The 18347-nt window shown below is 70.3% G+C and carries 22 protein-coding genes; all 22 read right to left on the bottom strand.

The window, feature by feature from the left end; translation table 11 throughout:
* Entirely contained in the window at positions 1 to 735 is a 735-nt protein-coding gene (locus MI302_RS03820) for a phage tail protein (RefSeq protein WP_239726263.1), read from the bottom strand.
* The gene (locus MI302_RS03815; RefSeq protein ID WP_239726262.1) at positions 732 to 1832 is read right to left on the bottom strand and encodes a baseplate J/gp47 family protein; all 1101 of its coding nucleotides are present in this window, start codon (positions 1830 to 1832) and stop codon (positions 732 to 734) included. The genes MI302_RS03820 and MI302_RS03815 overlap by 4 nt, the downstream gene beginning before the upstream one ends.
* The gene (locus MI302_RS03810; protein WP_239726261.1) at positions 1816 to 2193 is read right to left on the bottom strand and encodes a hypothetical protein; all 378 of its coding nucleotides are present in this window, start codon (positions 2191 to 2193) and stop codon (positions 1816 to 1818) included. Before MI302_RS03810 ends, MI302_RS03815 begins: the two co-directional genes overlap by 17 nt.
* Positions 2194 to 2196: 3 nt before the next feature.
* A complete protein-coding gene (locus MI302_RS03805; protein WP_239726260.1) occupies positions 2197 to 2694 on the bottom strand; it encodes a hypothetical protein in 498 nt (165 codons plus the stop codon).
* On the bottom strand, positions 2687 to 3358 hold the full coding sequence (locus MI302_RS03800; RefSeq protein WP_239726259.1) for a hypothetical protein: 672 nt from the start codon (positions 3356 to 3358) through the stop codon (positions 2687 to 2689). The genes MI302_RS03805 and MI302_RS03800 overlap by 8 nt, the downstream gene beginning before the upstream one ends.
* A 2-nt stretch (positions 3359 to 3360) precedes the next feature.
* Positions 3361 to 3909: a hypothetical protein gene (locus MI302_RS03795; RefSeq protein WP_239726258.1), complete on the bottom strand. Its 549-nt coding sequence runs from the start codon at positions 3907 to 3909 to the stop codon at positions 3361 to 3363.
* Positions 3899 to 7015 (bottom strand): tape measure protein, encoded by a 3117-nt coding sequence (locus tag MI302_RS03790; protein ID WP_239726257.1) that lies wholly within the window; start codon positions 7013 to 7015, stop codon positions 3899 to 3901. Before MI302_RS03790 ends, MI302_RS03795 begins: the two co-directional genes overlap by 11 nt.
* Positions 7016 to 7158: 143 nt before the next feature.
* Positions 7159 to 7482 (bottom strand): hypothetical protein, encoded by a 324-nt coding sequence (locus tag MI302_RS03785; protein ID WP_003047207.1) that lies wholly within the window; start codon positions 7480 to 7482, stop codon positions 7159 to 7161.
* A gap of 10 nt (positions 7483 to 7492) precedes the next feature.
* A complete protein-coding gene (locus MI302_RS03780) occupies positions 7493 to 7930 on the bottom strand; it encodes a hypothetical protein (RefSeq protein ID WP_239726256.1) in 438 nt (145 codons plus the stop codon).
* 5 nt (positions 7931 to 7935) lie between these two features.
* Positions 7936 to 9351, bottom strand: coding sequence for a DUF2586 family protein (locus MI302_RS03775; protein ID WP_239726255.1), 1416 nt, complete (start codon positions 9349 to 9351; stop codon positions 7936 to 7938).
* Positions 9344 to 9547, bottom strand: a complete 204-nt coding sequence (locus tag MI302_RS03770) for a hypothetical protein (RefSeq protein WP_071677406.1) — start codon at positions 9545 to 9547, stop codon at positions 9344 to 9346. Before MI302_RS03770 ends, MI302_RS03775 begins: the two co-directional genes overlap by 8 nt.
* 2 nt (positions 9548 to 9549) lie before the next feature.
* Positions 9550 to 9984, bottom strand: a complete 435-nt coding sequence (locus MI302_RS03765; RefSeq protein WP_135260736.1) for a hypothetical protein — start codon at positions 9982 to 9984, stop codon at positions 9550 to 9552.
* On the bottom strand, positions 9981 to 10502 hold the full coding sequence (locus tag MI302_RS03760) for a phage virion morphogenesis protein (protein ID WP_239726254.1): 522 nt from the start codon (positions 10500 to 10502) through the stop codon (positions 9981 to 9983). The genes MI302_RS03765 and MI302_RS03760 overlap by 4 nt, the downstream gene beginning before the upstream one ends.
* A complete protein-coding gene (locus tag MI302_RS03755) occupies positions 10499 to 10891 on the bottom strand; it encodes a phage protein Gp36 family protein (RefSeq protein ID WP_135260734.1) in 393 nt (130 codons plus the stop codon). The genes MI302_RS03760 and MI302_RS03755 overlap by 4 nt, the downstream gene beginning before the upstream one ends.
* On the bottom strand, positions 10869 to 11105 hold the full coding sequence (locus MI302_RS03750) for a helix-hairpin-helix domain-containing protein (protein WP_239726253.1): 237 nt from the start codon (positions 11103 to 11105) through the stop codon (positions 10869 to 10871). Before MI302_RS03750 ends, MI302_RS03755 begins: the two co-directional genes overlap by 23 nt.
* An 8-nt stretch (positions 11106 to 11113) precedes the next feature.
* Positions 11114 to 11974 carry a phage major capsid protein gene (locus MI302_RS03745; protein WP_239726252.1) on the bottom strand — a complete coding sequence of 287 codons (861 nt, stop codon included), beginning with the start codon at positions 11972 to 11974 and terminating at the stop codon, positions 11114 to 11116.
* Between the two features lie 10 nt (positions 11975 to 11984).
* The gene (locus MI302_RS03740) at positions 11985 to 13307 is read right to left on the bottom strand and encodes a phage protease (protein WP_239726251.1); all 1323 of its coding nucleotides are present in this window, start codon (positions 13305 to 13307) and stop codon (positions 11985 to 11987) included.
* A gap of 181 nt (positions 13308 to 13488) precedes the next feature.
* On the bottom strand, positions 13489 to 14628 hold the full coding sequence (locus MI302_RS03735) for a PBECR2 nuclease fold domain-containing protein (RefSeq protein ID WP_239726250.1): 1140 nt from the start codon (positions 14626 to 14628) through the stop codon (positions 13489 to 13491).
* Positions 14615 to 16042 carry a DUF935 family protein gene (locus tag MI302_RS03730; RefSeq protein WP_239726249.1) on the bottom strand — a complete coding sequence of 476 codons (1428 nt, stop codon included), beginning with the start codon at positions 16040 to 16042 and terminating at the stop codon, positions 14615 to 14617. The genes MI302_RS03735 and MI302_RS03730 overlap by 14 nt, the downstream gene beginning before the upstream one ends.
* On the bottom strand, positions 16035 to 16439 hold the full coding sequence (locus MI302_RS03725; protein WP_239726248.1) for a hypothetical protein: 405 nt from the start codon (positions 16437 to 16439) through the stop codon (positions 16035 to 16037). Before MI302_RS03725 ends, MI302_RS03730 begins: the two co-directional genes overlap by 8 nt.
* Positions 16440 to 16548: 109 nt before the next feature.
* Positions 16549 to 17820 carry a terminase large subunit domain-containing protein gene (locus tag MI302_RS12095; RefSeq protein WP_255721696.1) on the bottom strand — a complete coding sequence of 424 codons (1272 nt, stop codon included), beginning with the start codon at positions 17818 to 17820 and terminating at the stop codon, positions 16549 to 16551.
* Entirely contained in the window at positions 17804 to 18154 is a 351-nt protein-coding gene (locus tag MI302_RS03715) for a helix-turn-helix domain-containing protein (RefSeq protein WP_239726247.1), read from the bottom strand. Before MI302_RS03715 ends, MI302_RS12095 begins: the two co-directional genes overlap by 17 nt.
* Positions 18155 to 18347 lie beyond the last annotated feature (193 nt).

Genomic DNA, 18347 nt, shown 5'->3' with positions numbered 1-18347 from the left:
CTAGAAACCACGCTCGCCGAAACTCCACTCCCCATCAAACTCCCCTCCTTCCAGTCGCCGCGAGTCCAGCCACGCGGTCCCACCGAGCCCCGCCACCCACGCCCCCCCTAGGACCTCGCCGAAGTAGAACTCCCCAAAGCGCCCGAGGTCCCAGACCTCTCCCGCCGGGAGGGCGGCGAGGCGCAGGACGCGCCCGTCCTGGAGGAGGAGGCGCACCTCCCGCAGGACCGCGTGGGCGGGCTTGAGCTCCTGGACCGCGTGGCGCAGGTAGGCCCGCTCCCGCGCGGTCCAGGGCCCCGCTGGACTGACCTCCAAAATGAACTCCGCCCAGGCAGGGCCCGTGAAAGCGCCCTCGTAGTCCCCAAAGCGCCAGGCGCCGTCAAAGTAGGTTTCAAAGGGTCCCTCTATTACCCTGGCGTGGAAGCCGAGGCGGGCGAGCTCGGCCTCCATGCCGGGCTTCGTCCCCGCCCGGAGCCACCAGTCCCAGGCGTGCCGGACGCGCTCCCGGTAGGAGGCGTCCGGCTCGTCGGGGGGGAAGCGGCGGAGGGCGCGGCCCTCCCCAACGAGGTTTAGGGCGTCCTCAGGGGCATAGCTGGGGTAGCGGGCCAGCACGGCGTCCCGTGCTCCGTCCACTGCCCCGTCCAGGACGCGCCCGAGCGCCCTGGCCCAGCGCCGCCCAGCCTCGTTTTGGAGCCAGGGGGGTTGGGCCTTCTCCATCCACTCCTCGTAGCTCATGCCGCCTCCTCGTAGCTGATCCCGCTAGCGTCCAGCACCAGGGCCTCTGTGGTCCCCAGGGCGATGTCTCCGGTGGGGCTGGAGAGCACCACATTGGTCACATGGGGACGGGCGAAGAGAGCTTCAATGATCCGGCTGCGGTAGAGGATGCCACCGATCGGAACCTCCCTTTGCATGGCGGCGAGTTCCCGGTCCACCGCCGCCTGAGCCTGGGTGAGGGCTCCGGGAACGGCGTAGACCACGCCTGAGAGGGCCACCACGCGCGGGGTAGCGGCGTAGACCAGGACGTTCGCCGTGAGCGGCCTGCGGGCCTGGACATAGGCGTCCACGACGCCCACCACCTCGCTCCCGATACCCCCCTCCCCCCAGATGACCACGTCCACAGTCCCCTGACCCCTGGGGTGGTCGTCCAGTATCCGCACCTTCGTCACGCTGGGGTGAGCGGTGAGGGCCCAGTACTCGTAGGCCGCTTTCGTGGCCCCGCCCCCGAGCTCCGCCCAGCGCGCCCGGCACCTGGCCCGTAGCTCCTCGTCTGTCTCCTCGTCCGCCCCCGCCTCCACGAGCCACCCCGTGGGATTCACCACGCTCACTCCCGGCAGGGGGGTGTGGAGGACGGTGATGGCCCCGTCCGGAACATTGAAAAGTGCCCCAGGGGACTCCGCCTGGACGATGAGGTCCAGGGTGCCCCCTTGGGGGAGGGTGCCGCCCGTGATGTTGCTGTAGCGCTTCCCGTCCGCCGTCCCCACCCAGAGGTCCCCGGGGCCGATCTCATAGGGACCGAACCCCGGCAGGGCGGAGAGGCGCACCACGCCACAGGTAAAGGCGGCGGGCTTCCGCTTGAGAGCATAGAACTCCTCTGCCAGGAGGTCCAGCCACGGGCCGGACGCGGTGGAGAGGTAGCCCCCCCGGGCGATGGCTGCCACCATGCGCCACAGGTCCTCCAGCCCCAGGGCCGGGGCTTCCACGGCCACGTGCCGCCCCACCGCACCTGGGTTGAAATCGTTGAGGGGAAAACCCATGTCCCGCAGGGCCTCTATGAGGCGCTGGCGCAGCTGGTCCCGCGAGGGCGGAGTCAGGAGCTCATCCAGGGTAGGCATCCAGCACCTCCACGCTCACCCGGTCCACGCTGAGGACCAGGTCAAAGGGCCCTTGGTCCGTCTCCAAGCGCAGGGCCACCCGCACGCGGTGGTCCGGTTCTGGGGCCACGCTGGCCTCGGCGAAGCGCACCCGGGGGTCCTTCTCGGCCTCCTGCTCCACCAGGATGCGCATCTCCTCCAGGAGCTCTGGGGTCATGGCCTCGTTGAGGTAGCGCCGCAGGTCCAGCCCGTACCCCGGGGCGTACCAGAGCGCCCCCCTCGGGGTGATGTAGCGGCGGGCGATGGCCCGGGCCAGGTTCTCCAGGCCGGAGACCCGGCGCCAGGTCAGCTCTTCAGTGATGTCGGTCCCGAAGTCGGTCATGGTTCACCCCGAAAAGACCTTGGAACTGCCGCCGATTATCTGGCCCACAGCCACCCCCACCTGCACCGGGTCCCCCACCCGGGCCACAGGGGGGCCGTCCCCGGCAAGGAGGATTTGGGGGGCGTCCACCACGACCCGGACGGGGTCCTCCACCCGGATCTCTCCCGCTTCGTCGTCCACCCGGACCCGGCGGCCAGACACGGAGCGGATCTCTACCACCACCGTTCCCCCGGCCTCCCACAGGTAGGCCACGGGGCGCTCAGGGTTTCCCCCCTCAAACCCGAGGAGTACCCGGCTACCCGATTTGACCCGCACGTACGCCCCGGGGAGGAACACGCGCAGGGGCACCCGGACGAGGTGAGGGAAGCGCGGGTCGTCCGGGCGGAGGTCCAGGTGCATGTCCCCGTGGTCCAGGAGGACCTCCGCCGGGTAGAGGGCGAGGAAGTCTATGCCCTCGTCTACCCCGAGGGCCTTCAGAGCGCGAACGGCTCGCTCACGCACGCCACACCTCCATCGTGGCCTTCTCCAGCCGATAGACGATTCGGCTCACCCGGACGGGCACCCGCACCCCACCTAGCCAGAGGGTGGCCTCCGCGCCCGGGCGGAGGGAGAGGTCCAGGGGGGCTAGGTACGCCCCGGGGCCGAGGGCTTTCGCCCCGGGCACCTCGGGGCCCTTGGGCCACTCGGGGCGCTCCGCGTGGACCTTTCCGTCCTCGCCCACGTAGATCGCCCGCCCCTCCCGTTCCGCCAGCCGCCAGAGGAGCCGGTAGGCGCTCTCGGCGTGGCGGACCCAGGCCCTGAGGACGCTGGGCAGGTCCAGCGCCCCAGGCTTCTCCCCTACCTCCTTCAGGGCGTCTTCCGCCACCAGGCGGGCGGGCACGCCCTGGTAGTAGCGGGGGCGCAGGACGCGGTGGAGGGCGCCCGCCCCGGCCACCCAGCGCACCAGGGGCCAGCCCTCCGGGGTGCGCATGATCTGGACGGGCGTGCCATGGAGGACGAGCTCCACGTCGTCATGGAAAAGGCGCAGGGGCGCCCGCGCCCCTTCGGTTACGGAGTGCTCCCCGTGAGGGACCCCGAGGAGGAGGGTGGCGTGGGCCCGTCCGGGGTAGGGCCGCACCACCTCTCCGGTGGCGATGGGGTCATTCCCAAGGATGAAGCTCGCCATAGCTACCTCTTAGGCGGAGGCGGGGGAGCCTTAGAGGGGCGGTCCACCTCCAGGACGCTCGCGCCCTGACCGAGGAGCCCGTCCCCGCCTCCGGCGCCGCTGCCCTGCTGCTTGGCGGCCTTTTTCGTCCTCGTCTCCGGCCACCACTCCTGGAAGCGGAGGGTGAGCCGGTACCCCTCCCGCCAGTCCAGGGGGGCCTCCTCTAGGTCCACCAGGTAGACCTCCCGGATGCCCCAGCGGTGCGTGGCGGGGTGGACGAGCTGGACAGGGGTGTGCTTCTCCGCCCCGCGCCGGTTGCGGTAGACCTCGGCGAAGCGCCGGATGCGGTCCAGCTGGCCGAAGTCGGCCACGCGTACCTCCACCGTGACCTCCGCCGGGGAATAGCCGAGCTTCGTGGACACCACCCCGTCCTGCCCCGGCACCTCCACGGTGGACTCGCGCAGGCCCCCGCCTCGCACGCTCACCCGCACCTGCCCCACGATGTCCGCCTTGGGGTCGGGGGCGATGCGCCAGCGGCTAGGGCCCACGATGACGAGCTCGTCATGCGTCATGGCCCACCTCCGAGGCCAGGGCCTCGAGGCCCAGCACCACGATGCGCCCCGCCGCCCAGTGGTCTATGGCCGCCACCACCTCGCGGGCCACCTTCCGTGGATCCTGTGCCCCGTTCACGTGGATGTGGACCACGGTCTCCCTCGTGGTAGGGGCTAGCGCGGTCACGACGGGGTGGAGAGGAGCGGGAGGGGGCGGGGGAGCCTCGGGCGAGCGGAGAGTAGGCACGACCTTCAGCCCCACCACCTCAGGAGCCCTGGGCGGCCTGGGGATGTCCACCACCTCAGGAGCCCTGGGCGGCCTGGGGATGTCCACCACTGGAAGAACTACATCAGAGGGAACGGGCGAGAACGCTTTTAGAGGCTCCAACTTGGGAAGGGCCACCTCTAGAGGCTCCAACTTGGGAAGGGCCACCTCTAGAGGCTCCAACTTGGGAAGGGCCACCTCTAGAGGCTCCAACTTGGGAAGGGCCACCTCTAGAGGCTCCAACTTGGGAAGGGCCACCTCTAGAGGCTCCAACTTGGGAAGGGCCACCTCTAGAGGCTCCAACTTGGGAAGGGCCACCTCTAGAGGCTCCAACTTGGGAAGGGCCACCTCTAGAGGCTCCAACTTGGGAAGGGCCACCTCTAGAGGCTCCAACTTGGGAAGGGCCACCTCTAGAGGCTCCAACTTGGGAAGGGCCACCTCTAGAGGCTCCAACTTGGGAAGGGCCACCTCTAGAGGCTCCAACTTGGGAAGGGCCACCTCTAGAGGCTCCAACTTGGGAAGGGCCACCTCTAGAGGCTCCAACTTGGGAAGGGCCACCTCTAGAGGCTCCAACTTGGGAAGGGCCACCTCTAGAGGCTCCAACTTGGGAAGGGCCACCTCTAGAGGCTCCAACTTGGGAAGGGCCACCTCTAGAGGCTCCAACTTGGGAAGGGCCACCTCTAGAGGCTCCAACTTGGGAAGGGCCACCTCTAGAGGCTCTGAGGCCCTAGGGGGTTCGGGGCGCTTAGGCGCGCCCTCCGGCAGTCTGATGGCGGCCTCTATCGCAGGAGCCACCTGCGTCGCCTGGAGCAGCGTTTGGGTGGCCCGCTCCACCATAGGCGCAGCGTTTTGCAGGCCCACGGCAAGGCCTAAGGCGGTCATGGCTCCGATGTGGGCGAACACCCGCGAGGGGGAACGGATGCCGAGCCCCTCTCTGGCCCCGTCCCCAATAGCCCGGGCCACGCCTTTCCCCCACTCCCACGCCTGGCGGGCCACGCCCCCCGCCGCGTCCAGCGCCCGCAGGAGGAGGTCCCCGCCAGGGACACGCCGGACGATCTCCCGCAGGCCCTCCACGAAGCGGCTCCCCGCCCCACGCACGGCCTCCACGATGCGGCCCGGCAAGGAGCGGAACCAGTCCCATACCGCCCTTCCAGCCCCCAGGGCAACGTTCACGAATCCGGCCCATGCGGACCTGGCTTGCGAAGTAAGCGTGCCCCACAGCTTGCCGAAAAACGCCTTGATGCTGTCCCAGTTGCGGATGATGTAGCCCACGGCAAACGCCGCCGCCGTAGCCACCAGCCCCCAGGGGGTGGCCAGCCGGAGGATGGTTAGCGCCCCCATGCCCAAGCGGGCCAGCATGGGGCCCATGCTGGAAGCCGCGGCCATGATGGCCGCCCGGTGGGCCACGGCGTAGCGCAGGGCGGCGAGCCCCGCGCGGCCAAACCACAGCACCGCCAGCCCGCCCCAGCGCACCACGCTCCCCGCCATGCCCAGGGTGAGGAGGTTGAGAAGCCGCCACGCTCCGGCCAGGGCGATTCCCATTCCCAGGAGCCGGAAGCCAGAGGTGGTGGAAGCCTCCATGCCGCCTGCTGTGCTTCCGAGCGCTTGGGCCACGGCGTTTAGAACGGGGGCCACGGTTTGGGCCACGCTTTGAGCGGCTCGGATGCCGTCCATGACCCCGCGCCACGTCTCCACGATGGCGGGGCGGATGCGCTGCCACGCCAGGCTCACCTGGGCAATCGTGCGCTCCACGCTGTCCAGGAAGCGGTTCAGGTTGGCTTCGGCCCTCGAGGGGTCGGTAGCGTCGGCGAGGCTACCAAACACGCTCCTAAACGCTCCACCGATGTACCGCTCCAGCATCGCCTTCAACCTTTGCCCCGTCCGGCGGGTGGTGTCGGTGAGCGTTACCAGGTTGGCGAGGGTGTTGCGCACGGGGTCAAGGTTGATGTCCATTAGGAGCTCCGTGGGGCGGGAGCGCAGCGTGGACAGCAACCCGGAGATGCTCCGGCTGGTGCGGTCCATCATGGAACCCAACCGCCCACCGGAGACGGTATCGCGCAGCGCTTCCAGGACCGCAACGATGCCGAGGTCGGCGGATATCCGCCCCGCCTCCTGCAGCTTGCGCACGTCGTCTGCACTTTTGCCGATGCGGCGGCCCAAAACCTCGTACACCTTACCCAGGGGCACCCCGGCTTCGGCCAGCTGCATGAGCTCCTCGCCCTGCAACCGGCCCTTGGCCCGGATCTGCTGGATGGCGTAGAGCACCCGGTCGATAACCCCTTTGTCAAACCCCTTGAGGGCGGCCAGGTCGCCCACCCCCTTGAGCACCACGGGGATCTCCACCGGCTTGAACCCGGCGGTGAGCAGCCGCTGGTAGGCGTCGATCACATCCCGGGTCTCAAAGGGGGTGGCGGCGGCGAACCTGACCGCCTCCCGCATCATCCGCTCCGCCTCCTCGCGGCTGCCTAGGAGGGTCTGGAAGGCGATGAGGGTGTTCTCCTTAAACGAAACCGCGTCTATGACGAGCTTGGCCCCGTACCCCGCCGTCCCGGCGATGAGGAGGTTGCGGAGGTTGAAAACGCTGGAGGAGAGGGCGGCCATCTCCGCCCTGGCCCTGGCCGCCCCGGAGGCGAGGGCCGCGAACCCTCCTCGGGCCGCCCCCACCCCTGCCAGGGCCAGGGAGAGGGAGCGGGCGGCGTAGCCCGTCTCCCTGAACTCCGCCCCCATGCCCGCGCTGGCCGCGCGGGCGGCGGAGGTAGCCCCCACCACCGCCCGCTGGAACTCCCGCACCTGTCTGACGGCGGCGGTGAGTCCGGCAACCTGGGCGCGAAGCTCAAAGATCCACTGCAGGCGGTTATCCACGGTCGGGGATGAGGGCCAGGTGGCTCGCGGCCTCCAGCATGGCCCCGGCCGCCGCCTCCGGGGAGCGCTCCCCCCTGCGGTAGGCTAAGAGGCACTTGGCGGCCAGGGCCACGTTCCGCTCCTTCAGGATTTGCTGGTAGACCTCAACCGAGCGGCGCCAGAAACCGGGCCTCCTCGTCCTGGGCCAGGGCGATGAGGTCGGCGGCAATGCGCGGCACGAGCCCAGGCCGCTGGCGAACGATCTCGGCGAACTCAGCGCGCGAGGGTTTCAGGAGACAGTCCAGGACCAGAGTCTTCTGCGCCGCGTAGAGGTTCGCCCCCTCACGGGCGGCGGTAGCCACGAAGCGGCTGTATTCGGGCTCCTGGGGCGGGCGGAAGTACGCCTTGCCCCAGCGCCCCTCGGCCACGTAGACCTCCCCGTGCTCCAGGAGGAGGTCCTGCTCGTCTGCGGGTTTCAGCTCAGGCATCTACCCCTCCTCACTTGGCCCGGAAGGGGGCCTTGGACCGGGGCAGGACCTCGAGGGCCTTCCCCTTGAGCTCCACCATCACCGGCTCCGCTCCCTTGGACACGCTCACGCTCCCCCCGCCCGTGGGGCGGAAGGCGCGGATGAGGTCCACGGTGGTCTGCCCGTCCGTGCCCGCGTAGACCACCTGGATGTCCATCTCCTTGTCCTGGAACCCGTTGCCCCACTTGTCCAGGAGCTGGTCGTAGATGTCCTTGGGGAGCTTGACCGTCACCTCCACGGGCTCCACCATCCCGGGAGTGCGGCCCACGGGCTTCCCCTGCTTGTAAATGTACTCCTCCTGGACTTCGGGGACGCTGTACTCCACCTCGGCGTCCACAGGGATGGTCTCCCCGTCAATTATGAGCTCCACCGAGGAGAAGTCGTAGAGCTTGGTGTTCCTGACCTCCATTCAGATCACCCCACCTTCAGCGCCGGGTTCTCAAACCCGATCTCCACGCTGATGAACTTGGCGTAGCCCAGAGGGATGATGGCGATGGACACGGGGAGGCGGCGGGAAGAGAGGATGTTCTCCGTGCGGTCCACCGTCACCCGTACGGCGGGCTGGCCCTCTATCTCGCTCACCTTCCCCTTCAGAGCCGCTCTGAGCATCCCCGCGATGTACCCTTCCACCCGCACCGCGTCCTTCTCGGCGATGCCCCCCGTAGCGGGGTCCACGCGGATGGACTCGTTCACGAACCTAAGCCCCGCCTGGTACGCCACGGTGCAGGCCAGGTCCATCACGGAGCGGTACTGGTCCAGCTCAAAGTCCGAGCCGGGCGGGGCCATGAGCCGGCCCTGGGTCAGGTAGTAGCCCGCATACGCCGGATAGGTGCGGGCCGTGGTGAAGCGAGCTTCGTCCAGGCCCGGGCTGACATACTCGTCCCGGTGGAGCCGCACCACCCCCACCAGGGGGCCAGAAGCCACCCGGCCCACGTCCTCCTGGGCGGGGCGGGCTGCCCGGCGTCCCGCCCACAACCACGAGATGGGCCTGCGGTGGATGCGCCCGGTAATGGGGCTGGCGATCTCGGCGTACCCAGCCCCCACGCCCACCCGCGTGGAAGCGAAGCTGGCCCAGTCAGTGCGGAGCTGGCTGTCCGACTTGTCCTCGGCGTCCAGGATGGCCCAGATGTAGCGGTGCTGGCTGGCCGCCTCCCCCATGCGGGCGTCCACGGCGGCGGCCACTGCTGGGGTAGCCGCCCCCACGACGTGGATAAACTGGTAACGGAGCTGGGCTTGAGCGAAGAGGGCGTCTATGGCGGCGTTGAGGTCGGTCAGGGTGTAGCCGGGGGCGGTGGTGGTAAAGCGGAACTCGTCCCCCTGGACAAAAGAGGGTTCGGTGGCGCCGTTGGTGAAGGTGAGGGTGAGCCCCGTGCCGGGCAGGGTGTAGGTGCCCCCAGAGGGCACGGCGATCTCCGGGCTCCAGTTATCTCCGCCGTCCAAGGAGTAGACGAAGGCGGCAGTCCCCCTGGCCCCGGTGCGGGTGATGCGGACGACCACCTCGTAAGCGTCCAGGGGGCTACCGCTTGCCGCCAGGGTACCCGTGCCCGTGCCCGTTTTGCTGATGGTGCCCACGGTGCCCGCCACGCTGGCGTTCACCCGGATCGCGTAAATGGCCCCCGCCCCCTGGGCGAAGGCCACGCCGATGGCCTCCAGGAGAGGGCCAGACCCAAAGGTTTCCTTAGCCCGCTTGGTGTCGGAGAGGGCCACCACCTCGTTCACGGGCCCCTGGCTCGCCACGCCGATCTTGACGTGCACGCCCTCTCCCAGGGCCGGGAGGACGCCCAGGTTGCCGTCCTGGATGTTCAGGTACACCCCGGGCAGGTTAGCCATTCCTGATCACCTCCCCCTGGGCCGCCTCAAGGGCAGCCTCGTACTCCTTGCGGGTCACCTCCTGCCCCAGGGCCCATCCCGCCTTCGTCTTGGCGGCGGCGAGGAGCCACCCTGGGGTGCCGAGCTCCCGCGCCCACTCCTCGTAGGGGCGCCGGGGCTCTTCCTGAACCTCTTGGGTCTCGTCCTTCCTAGGCATACTCAACCTCCGCACTGCATGGCTAACTGCTCCAGGATTACGTACTGCTCCCGCTCTTCCACCGGGGCCACCACCTCGAGGCCCAGCCGGTAGGCCACCCCCAGGGCGATGGCTCCCCCCTCCACCCACTCCCCGTCCCGCGGCTGGGCGAGGGTGCCCAGCCGCTTCCGCAACGCGGTGAGGACCTCCGCCAGCATCCCCTCCACGTCCGAGTAGGCGCTGGCCCAGAGGTAGAGGGAGAGGCGCACCCGCCGGGCGTAGAGGGGGCGGCCTGTGGGCGCGGGGAAGGTGTACTGGGTGGAGGCCTCCAGGGTCTCCCGCTCGGGCACCACCACCAGACGGGGCGGGTGGGCGTGCTCGTCCAGCCCGGCGAGCCCCACGTAGATGGGCACGGCGGGAAGCTCCTGGGCGAGGACCTGGATGAACTCCGCGATCACAGCTCGGCCTCCAGCCAGGCGGCGATAGCCTCGCGCATGCGCTCGGCGTACTCCCCGAGGTCATGCCCCTCGGGGAAGAAGGGCCGGGCGGGGAGCACCACCCGGCTAGCGGTGACCCACCGCCCTCTCCCGCCCTTCCGCGCCCCACGCCCCCCGGCCAAGCGAAAGCGGAGGTAACGTGCCCGGCGGGGGCGGATCACCGCCCCGAACTGGTGGGCGGCGGCGTAGCGCACGTTGGTGCCGATGACGAAGCCTCGTTCGGTCACATTCTGCACGGAAAACGACCGCCGCAAGCGCCCGGTGTCGGAAAGGGTCTGCCCCCCTTCCAGCTGGGCCCGGAGGGAAGGCGGCCACGCCCTCCCGTACGGGTCGGTGGCGGTGCGGAAGCGGTCCATGAGGGCGCTCATGGCCCCCTCCGCCGCCGCGCGGGACACCTCCCGCAGGGCCCCGGGCCGGGTTAGCCGTTCAAAGCCACGCAGGAGCCGCTTCAGCTCGTCAAAATCCCCGCGCACACTCACGGCCACCTCCGCTCGCGGGTCACGGCCTGGACGGCGGTGGAGGAAACCTCGGGGGTAGCGTCCTCTACCCCGGGGTCCACCTTCCCTGCGGCCACCCCCTCCAGCCAGCGGATGGCGTCCTCATAGCGCATGCGCAGGTTCTCCTGCCCGGGCCGGGTGGGGTCGTACCCCCTCCGGCTCATGAGGTCGTAGGCGGCGATGAGGGCCACGGCCCGGGTGAGCCCGCGCCCCCAGGAAGCGAGGGGGAGGTCGTAGCGGGCCCGGAGGTAGGAGTCCGCCAGGGCGGAGGCAGCCTCGAGGGCCGCCTCCTGCTCCACGTCCGGGATGGAGGCCAGGGCCGCCTCGGGAAGCCCGAGGGCGCGCAGGTCAGCCCTGCTGGCGTAGGGCATGCCTGATCTCCTCCAGGAGCTTCTTTCCGATGCCCTTTATTCCCAGAAGGGCATCGTCTGGGGCGTCCCGCACCGCCTCGAGGGTGCCGTACCCCGCCCCGAGCAGAAGCGCCCGCCCCGGGAAGTTCTCGGGAAGGGGGGTGGTGGTACTGGAGGGGGCTTGAGCTTCCTCCTCCCCCCCGTAGCGCCAGCGGCGAAACGTCGTCAAGCCCATCCCTTACCTCACTGGGTGATAAGCCGCACCACCGTGGGCTTGTCGCTTCCCGGCAAGCGAGAATAGCGGTGGGCGGCATAGTAGACGTTCACCGCCACCACCGTGGAGTCGACCAGGATGTCCTTGTCGGTCTCAACGGTGGGGGTGCCGTTGTACCACAGGGCCAGGGCCCCACGGCGCACGATGAGGGTCACGTACTTGGTGGGCGTGCCCGTAATGACAGGGGCCCGGTCGGAAACGATGAGGGGAAGCCCCATCACCCGGGGCAGCCCACCCTGCTGGGCGTCCACGAAGATGGGTTGGCCCGTGGTGTCCTTGAGCTTGCGCAGGTCCGCCAACACCTTGGAGTGGACAATGACGGCGGCCACGTCCACCTGAGCGTCCCCAAACTTGGCCAGGGCGTCCACGAGGGCGTCGTAGGTGATGGTGCCCGTGGATGCATCCTGGGTGGCCACACCCCCGCCCGTGGTGCTGTTGGCGGCTTCCACCAGGGCCCGGTCAAACTCCCGCTGGGCCCCTTCCAGGATCTGGCGGGTAGCCTCAGCGTAGGGGTCGGCGTACATGGCGGCCAACTGCGCCCACGAGTTGACCTCAAACGCCTTCCCCGCCCGACGCACGGTGGCCTCCTCCGAGGTCATGGAGAGCTTGGTAACGGTAAGGGGCGCTCCTTCAGCCACCTGCTCAAACTCGCCCAGGATGCCGAAGTAGGGCACCTTCACCTTGTCCCCGCCGCGCACCCCACCGGGTAGGGTGCGGCTTTCCACCACCGCATCCGTGCCGTAGAGGGCAATGCGGTTGGGCCACGCGCCCGCCACCGCGTCCGCCAAAACCTCCGGAATGATCAGATCGGCCCGAGTCGTTGCAGGCATCTTCTACCTCCTAGTAGCCCAGGGCCCGCTTGCGTAGGGCCCGGTACACCTCCGGGTTTTCCCGGTACAGCTCAGCCCGCTGCGCGGGGCTGAGCTTATGCCAGTCCAGCCCCTCCTGCCCCACAGGGGGCTCCTCTGCCCCGTTGGAAAGGACCACCCTGGGGGCCACCCGCAAAAACGCCTCCAGCGCCTCGGGAGTCTGGCTCTCCGCCCAGGAGAGCATGGCCGGGGTGAGCTTGCCCTCCCTCTTCCCCTCCTCAATGAGGCGGGCCAGCCGCTCCTTCCTCCGCTCCTCCTCCAGCGCGGCCAGCCGCTCCTGGACCCGGGGCAGCTCCTCGTGGGCCTGCTTCCAGGCCAGGAGCACCGCCTCGGCCTCGTCCTCCCGGCGCGTCCCCGTCAGGGCGAAGACCCGTTCCGGGAACGCCATGAGCCTGCGGAGAACCGCTTCGGCCTCGGCCTCGCCAGCGTCCTCCCTAAGCCCTAAAAGCCTCAGAACCTTCTCCATCCTCGTCCTCCTGGTCTCCTCCCGCTCCCAGGGGGCCTTCTCGCCCCACTGGTGGTAGTGGGCCGCGATGTGCCTCCTCACCGCCTCCAGCTCCGCCTCTGGGATGTCCACGCCACCACGCGCCCCTTGCAGAACGGCGGCGGCGGCGTAGACCCCCCTTTTGTGCACCACAAGCTTCCCGTCCACCACGTCGTGGTGGGGGAGCTTGTGGGAGCCGAAACTCTCTGGGTCCGTGGCGTCGTACCACGCAAACGCCCGGCGGTATTTGCCCCAGTCAATGGTGTCCTTGTCCCCGCTCCCGTCCCGGCTGGCCCAGCGCCGGACCCGGGCCAGGGCGGCGTCCGCGTCCCAGGAGGAGCCCTCGTAGACCGGGCCCGACTCAAACCCCACCGCCTTCGCCACCAGAGGCTCCATGCGCTTGGTGGCCGGGAGGTTGGTGAGGGCGAGGTTGATGAGCTCCACGATGCGCCCCTCCTCGTCCACGTAGAAGGCGGGGCTGAAGTAGCGGTACTCCCGGTTGCGCAAAAGCTCCATAGCCCTCGGGGTCCACTCCACGTTCACCGCCCAGAGGCCGTCCTCCCGGACCTCGAGGTCAAACCACCCGGCGGCGGGGACGGGGCCGTTGGCCACGGGCTCCAGGGCCTGGTGCTCGTAGTCAATGGAAAGCCGGTTGCCGTAGTCCCGCCAAGCCTGCATCACCCGGCGGGCCGCCTCCTGGTCAAAGAGAAAGACCCCCTTGGTCGTCTCCACGCGACCGAAGGGGAAGATGCGAAACTCGCGGGGGGGCTCGCCCCCGGGGACGGGGATGGTCAGGGCATGCCGTGTCATGGTCCACGAAAACCCCCCCGGGGCTTCCCGGGGGTAGAGTTATCCGAGCTTAGCTCTAGGATAGCACACCTTGCACTCCGCTACAAGGGGTGCTAGAATCAGGGCAAACCCACCGGGCTGGGCCTGGGTTCCCGATAGCCCGGTGCAGGACGGGCGCCCCTCCAGGGGGGCGTTCCCCGTTTTATTTGGCCACCCACCGGAGAAACCCCACCCGCTGGTTTTGGAGATAGGCGTAGTCCCTAGACTCCACGAAGGTCAGGGCTACCAGGGCCCCCCGGTGCACCTCCGCCGAGAGGACCAGGTGCCGGTCCCGCCCCTCCCGGTAGACCTTCAGGTACCGCTGGCGGAAGACCACTCGCCGCTCGTGCTGAAGGGGGAGGAGCCAGACCTCCTGCGGGGTCCGCACCAGGTCTGGGAGCCAGGCGAGGAAGCGCTCCCGCCCATCCCCCTTGAGGTGGCCCACGAGCCCCCGGTCCACCAGCACGGGGAGGCCCGTGGGGTCCACGAGGAGGGCGGGGAGGCCTCCCAAGCGCTCCTCCAGGAGGGCGAGGAAGCGCGCCTCCCCCACCTCCGCCAGCGTGGGCAGGAGGTCTCCGGGGGCGGGCGTAGGGTCCAGGCGTTCAGGTAGGCCGTAGGAGCGCCAGGTGGGTGGCTCCCCGGCGAAGGCGGGCGCCCAGGGGAGGCGGGCGGCGTCCCTTTGGCCCTTGGCGTAGCCCTCCACCCACTCCTCCTCCGCCGGGGAGAGGCCGAAGCCCTCCTGCGGGGGGAGGCTGGGCAGGGTCTGGGTCACGCCCCGCCGCTCGGCCTCCGCGCGGGTGAGGGCCCGCACCCCGCTCCGGCAGTTGTGGTGGAGGGGGGGCCAGTTGGCCTTCCACCACGGGTCGTCCGCCGGGCGCACCACCCCGTCCCGGGCCCGGCAGATCTCCGTGGTGCGGGCGTCCAGGACGGCATCGTACATGAGGTAGGGGTGGGAGCGGCGCACCGCGGGGTCCTGCAGCTGATCCCACCGGCCGGCGGAGTACGCCGCCTGCACGTTGTTGCGGAAGACCGTCTCCAGGTGCCCCCGGCTCCACCCCCCGCCGAGGATGGCCAGGGCTTCCTTCCGCCACTCCTCCAGGGGCGTCCCCTCCTCCAGGGCCCGGAGGACGCTCTGGTGGAGAAGGGCGAGGCGGTCCAAGAGGGCCACCCCGGCGGCGGTGAAGGCCCGCCGCCGGGCCTCCTGGGTGAGCTGGCCCCACTCCCCCTTGAGGAGGGGCACCTTGCCCCGGAACCACTCCGCCGCCTCCTGGAAGCGGAGGGGGTCCGCGCTAACGCTCCACATCCCGGATCACCGAGTACCGCCCCGCCAGTCCCGCGAGGACCAGGGCCCGCTCCGTGAGGGTGGCCACCTCCTCAGGGGAGGCCTCCCGGAAGCGGCGCATGAGGAGGCCCCGCACCTCCTCGTAGCTCTGGGCCTGGGCGAGTTCGGCCTCGAGGCCCGCCAGGGGGTCGGGGAGGCGGGATAGGAGGCGATCCGCGAGGGCGTCGGCGTAGAGCTGGCCCTGGACGAAGCCGGGGGCCTCCTGGGGCGGGTCCCCCGAGGCGAGGCGCACGAGCCCCTGCCCTTTCCGCACGGGGAGGCCGTACTCCTCCAGGAGGGCGTCCAGGTCCACGTCCACCCCCGCCTGGGCGAAGGTCGCCACGGCCTGGGCCAGCCTCTGCAGGGTCTCCGCCCGGGCGGCCAGGTCCTCGGGGGGCCTGGGGTCCCAGCGGGGCCAGGGGGCGAGGGCGGGGTCCCCCGCGTTCCACTCGGCCCAGAGGGACAGGACGCCGTTTCTGAGCCCGGTGGCTAGGGTCTCCACGTCCGCCTCCAGGAGGTCCGCTCGCACGGCCTCGTGCACCCGCGCGGCGGCGTAGCTCCCGCCCTGGACGTCCGTGGTGAGGTTCTGCCCGAGTATGGCGATGGTCATGGCCCGGTCCGCCCAGGCGATGGCCTCCGCTTTGGAGCGCCACACCTCCGCCGAGGGCGAGAGCACGTCCAGCCGCCACCCCTCGGGGAGGACGAGGCCCGTGTCGCCTCCGAGGTCCGCCAGGAGCTGGGCGAGCTCCTTCCCCGTATCCCCCGTGGGCCCATCGGTGTAGGCCACCCTGAGGGCCCCCACCTCGTTGTCACGGGCCCAGTACCGGATGGCGTCAGCTTTCACCAGCCAGGGGAGGGCGAGGGTCCGCCAGAGCCCCTTTTCCCACGGGCGCTTCGGCCCGTAGGGGGTGTAGAGGAGCCACATCCCCCGCTCCAACGGATGCTCCTGCCCTGTGGCGTCCCGCACGCGCCACTCCCCGTCCCGCATCACCAGGGCCCCGGGGTTCCAGACGTCCAGCTTGGGCCAGAGGAGGCCGTCCTCCTCCACCCACGAGAGGGCGGCGAGGCCCACCCCGGTGAGGAGAGCCCAGACCATGAGGTCGTGCAGGACCTCCTCGGGGAAGAGGCTCCACCACCGCTCCTCCAGGAGCTTCGCCCAGCGCTCCCCGCCGGGGGCGGGCTCCAGAGTGAAGGGGAGGCCCAAGAGGCCCCGGACCCGCACGGAGAGGACCCCCTGCGCCCGCTCGTCCCCCAAGATGGCCCGGGCGAGCTCGGCCACGGGCCGCATGTCCCCCTGCTGGGCGATGGCCCAGACGGTGCGGACCTCCGCCGGGGTCCACTCGGCCCGGAGCCAGCCCCGAGGCTCCTGGTAGGTGTTCATCTTCTCCTTAGCCATGAATCTCCCGCCATATCTGGAGAAGCCTGGGGCGGGCTAGGACATAGCCCACCCGGTCGGGGCGAGGGGACCAGAGGAAGGCCGCCAGGTCCCGCGCCTCCCGGCTCCGCTCGTGAGGGGGCCGGTCCAACTCCAGGGCCCTGCGGAGCGCCGCCCTCACCACGTCCCAGGGGTACCAGCGCCCCCCTACCCGCAGGGCGTAGCTCCCCGCCTGACCCACCAGCCGCTCCACCTCCCCCCGGCGCCCCCGGCCAGGAGGCCCCACGCGGCGCATGCGGGCGTTCAGGGCCCCCCAGAGGAGGAGGGCGGGATCAGGGCCAGGGCGACCTCGGCGCTCTCGTACGTAAGCCCGCAGCGCCCGCACCTGTACCGCCGCACCAGCATCACGTCCGGCCATACCCCCTCCACGCCCACCCGCCCCCTGGACTCCACCTCCGTGGAGCCGCACCGGGGGCAGGGTAGAGTCTTGCCCAGCTTAGCCCTAGTATACAGCTCTTTGGAGCCCACTACCACCTCCCCTTCACCCGGTAGGGCCCACCTGTAGGGGCCGCATGCTGGGCCGCCCACACCGCAAGGGCCAGGGCCATGACCAAGTCGTCGTGCCCGCCGGAGGGGGCCGCGTACCGGAAGCCGCCCCCGGGCAGGGGGGAAGCCTCGAACGCCCGCAGCTCCTCCAGGAGGGGAGGGTACGGGTAGAGCTCCAGCGCCCCCCGCTCCAGGTGCACCACCAGCTCGCTCACCAGGTCCTCCTTGCCCACGCTCCCCTCCCGCCGCCCCCGGCCCGAGGTGATGGTTACCCCTCGGGCCAGGGGCCAGAGGGCGCGGATCTCCTCCAGCACCGGCCTGCCCACCCCCGTGGCGTCCACCGCCGCCCAAGCCCGGTAGCGCTCCAATACCTCCACCACCTTCCGGGCGGTGAGGGTGTAGGAAAGCCCCCGCCACCGGTCGGCATGCACCAGACGAAGGGGCGGCCCCAGCTCCAACACCACCACCGCCGTGTAGTCCTGGGCCTGGGCCAGGTCCACCCCGGCGGCGTAGCGCCCGCTCTCCTGGGGGAAGGTGGGGCCCTCGAGGGTCAGAGCCCTGGCCAGGGCGTCTTCGGCGAACACCCGCCCCTCCACGTCCGCCCACTCCGCCAGGATCTCCTGGCGGTACGCCTCCGCGGGCCGGGTGCGCCGGTACTCCTCCAACCACTCCCGGTCGAGGTAGGGGTTCTCGTGGCTCGGGGCGTGGTGGAGGGCCCAGCCCTCCACCCCCTCGTAGCGGGCCCAGAGCCGGAAGAAGCCGTTGCGCCCCCTGGGGGTGGAGGCGATCCACGCCACCCCGCCCGTGTCCAGGAGGGTGGGACCGATGGCGTAGTCCCACTGGGCCTCGAGGTCCGGGGCGAACGCCGCCTCGTCCAGGACCACCAGGTGGTAGGAGCGCCCCCGGGCCACGGCGTCTCCCGACGCCAGGGACCAGATCTCGATCAGCCCCCCTCCCCCTTCGGCGATGCGGGGGTGGGGGCTCTCCCGCATGGAGAGGAAGGGGGCCACCGGGGCCAGACGCCGCTCCAACCAGCGCCATATCTCCTCCTGGTGGGCGTAGGTGGGGGCGAACCAGCCCACCCGCCGCCCGCGCAGGAAGGCTTCCAGCGCCAGGCGCCCAAGGAGCCGGGTCTTTCCCCACCTCCTGCCGCAGCGCAGGATGTTGCCCCGCGGGCCAGCCTGGCTCAGCACCCTGAGCTGCCCGGGGTGCAGGGGCCTCACCACCACCCGCGGCTCAGTCGTCCGGGCCATCCTCCTCCACCAACCGGATCCGCACCTCCTCGACGCTGGCCACCTCCTGCCGCTCCACGTAGCCGCGGTGGCGGCCGAGGGTCTTCAGGTAGAGCGCCACCGCCCAAGGTTTGCCCTGCTTGATGGCTTCAAAAAGCTTCAGCTCAGCAACATCACCTATCACCTCCTCCCGCATCTGGCGCTGGAAGTCTTCCAAACCGAAGCGCTTGATAGCGCGGTAGAGGGTGGTGCGGTCGGTGCCCAGCAACTCGGCCGCCGGAGAAACCAGCCCGTGGGTTTTCCTCAGCGCTTCCATCACGGCGGTTTTGGTCAAAATGAGCTTCTTTCTCCTCAAGGTTCCCTCCAAATGTCGGCAAGTGTCACCCCGCCCTCCAGGCCCCCTGGCCCCCCAGGGCCTGCGGGCGAGTGGCCCCTGGCGACGCCGCTGTGGCGGGGGAGGGATTGGACCTCGCCCATGGTGCGGCGTCTCGGACCCGCCCCAAGATATGGGGCGCCCCGTGGGTTAGGGGCCGGGGCCACGCCCCGAT

Source organism: Thermus sp. NEB1569 (genome assembly GCF_022385295.1).
Lineage (GTDB): Bacteria > Deinococcota > Deinococci > Deinococcales > Thermaceae > Thermus > Thermus scotoductus.
Note: the sequence above shows the minus strand (reverse complement) of the source record. Positions and strands in the feature narration are given on the sequence as shown.

What these genes read in the sequence shown, in the direction of transcription:
- MI302_RS03815 (WP_239726262.1), bottom strand. Translation starts at nt 1,832, where the DNA reads ATGCCTACCCTGGATGAGCTCCTGACTCCGCCCTCGCGGGACCAGCTG.
- MI302_RS03800 (WP_239726259.1), bottom strand. Translation starts at nt 3,358, where the DNA reads ATGGCGAGCTTCATCCTTGGGAATGACCCCATCGCCACCGGAGAGGTG.
- MI302_RS03775 (WP_239726255.1), bottom strand. Translation starts at nt 9,351, where the DNA reads ATGGCTAACCTGCCCGGGGTGTACCTGAACATCCAGGACGGCAACCTG.
- MI302_RS03730 (WP_239726249.1), bottom strand. Translation starts at nt 16,042, where the DNA reads ATGGCTAAGGAGAAGATGAACACCTACCAGGAGCCTCGGGGCTGGCTC.
- MI302_RS03780 (WP_239726256.1), bottom strand. Translation starts at nt 7,930, where the DNA reads ATGGAGGTCAGGAACACCAAGCTCTACGACTTCTCCTCGGTGGAGCTC.
- MI302_RS03725 (WP_239726248.1), bottom strand. Translation starts at nt 16,439, where the DNA reads ATGGCCGGACGTGATGCTGGTGCGGCGGTACAGGTGCGGGCGCTGCGG.
- MI302_RS03745 (WP_239726252.1), bottom strand. Translation starts at nt 11,974, where the DNA reads ATGCCTGCAACGACTCGGGCCGATCTGATCATTCCGGAGGTTTTGGCG.
- MI302_RS03785 (WP_003047207.1), bottom strand. Translation starts at nt 7,482, where the DNA reads ATGCCTGAGCTGAAACCCGCAGACGAGCAGGACCTCCTCCTGGAGCAC.
- MI302_RS03740 (WP_239726251.1), bottom strand. Translation starts at nt 13,307, where the DNA reads ATGACACGGCATGCCCTGACCATCCCCGTCCCCGGGGGCGAGCCCCCC.
- MI302_RS03795 (WP_239726258.1), bottom strand. Translation starts at nt 3,909, where the DNA reads ATGACGCATGACGAGCTCGTCATCGTGGGCCCTAGCCGCTGGCGCATC.
- MI302_RS03770 (WP_071677406.1), bottom strand. Translation starts at nt 9,547, where the DNA reads ATGCCTAGGAAGGACGAGACCCAAGAGGTTCAGGAAGAGCCCCGGCGC.
- MI302_RS03735 (WP_239726250.1), bottom strand. Translation starts at nt 14,628, where the DNA reads ATGTGGAGCGTTAGCGCGGACCCCCTCCGCTTCCAGGAGGCGGCGGAG.
- MI302_RS03750 (WP_239726253.1), bottom strand. Translation starts at nt 11,105, where the DNA reads ATGGGCTTGACGACGTTTCGCCGCTGGCGCTACGGGGGGGAGGAGGAA.
- MI302_RS03755 (WP_135260734.1), bottom strand. Translation starts at nt 10,891, where the DNA reads ATGCCCTACGCCAGCAGGGCTGACCTGCGCGCCCTCGGGCTTCCCGAG.
- MI302_RS03810 (WP_239726261.1), bottom strand. Translation starts at nt 2,193, where the DNA reads ATGACCGACTTCGGGACCGACATCACTGAAGAGCTGACCTGGCGCCGG.
- MI302_RS03820 (WP_239726263.1), bottom strand. Translation starts at nt 735, where the DNA reads ATGAGCTACGAGGAGTGGATGGAGAAGGCCCAACCCCCCTGGCTCCAA.
- MI302_RS12095 (WP_255721696.1), bottom strand. Translation starts at nt 17,820, where the DNA reads ATGGCCCGGACGACTGAGCCGCGGGTGGTGGTGAGGCCCCTGCACCCC.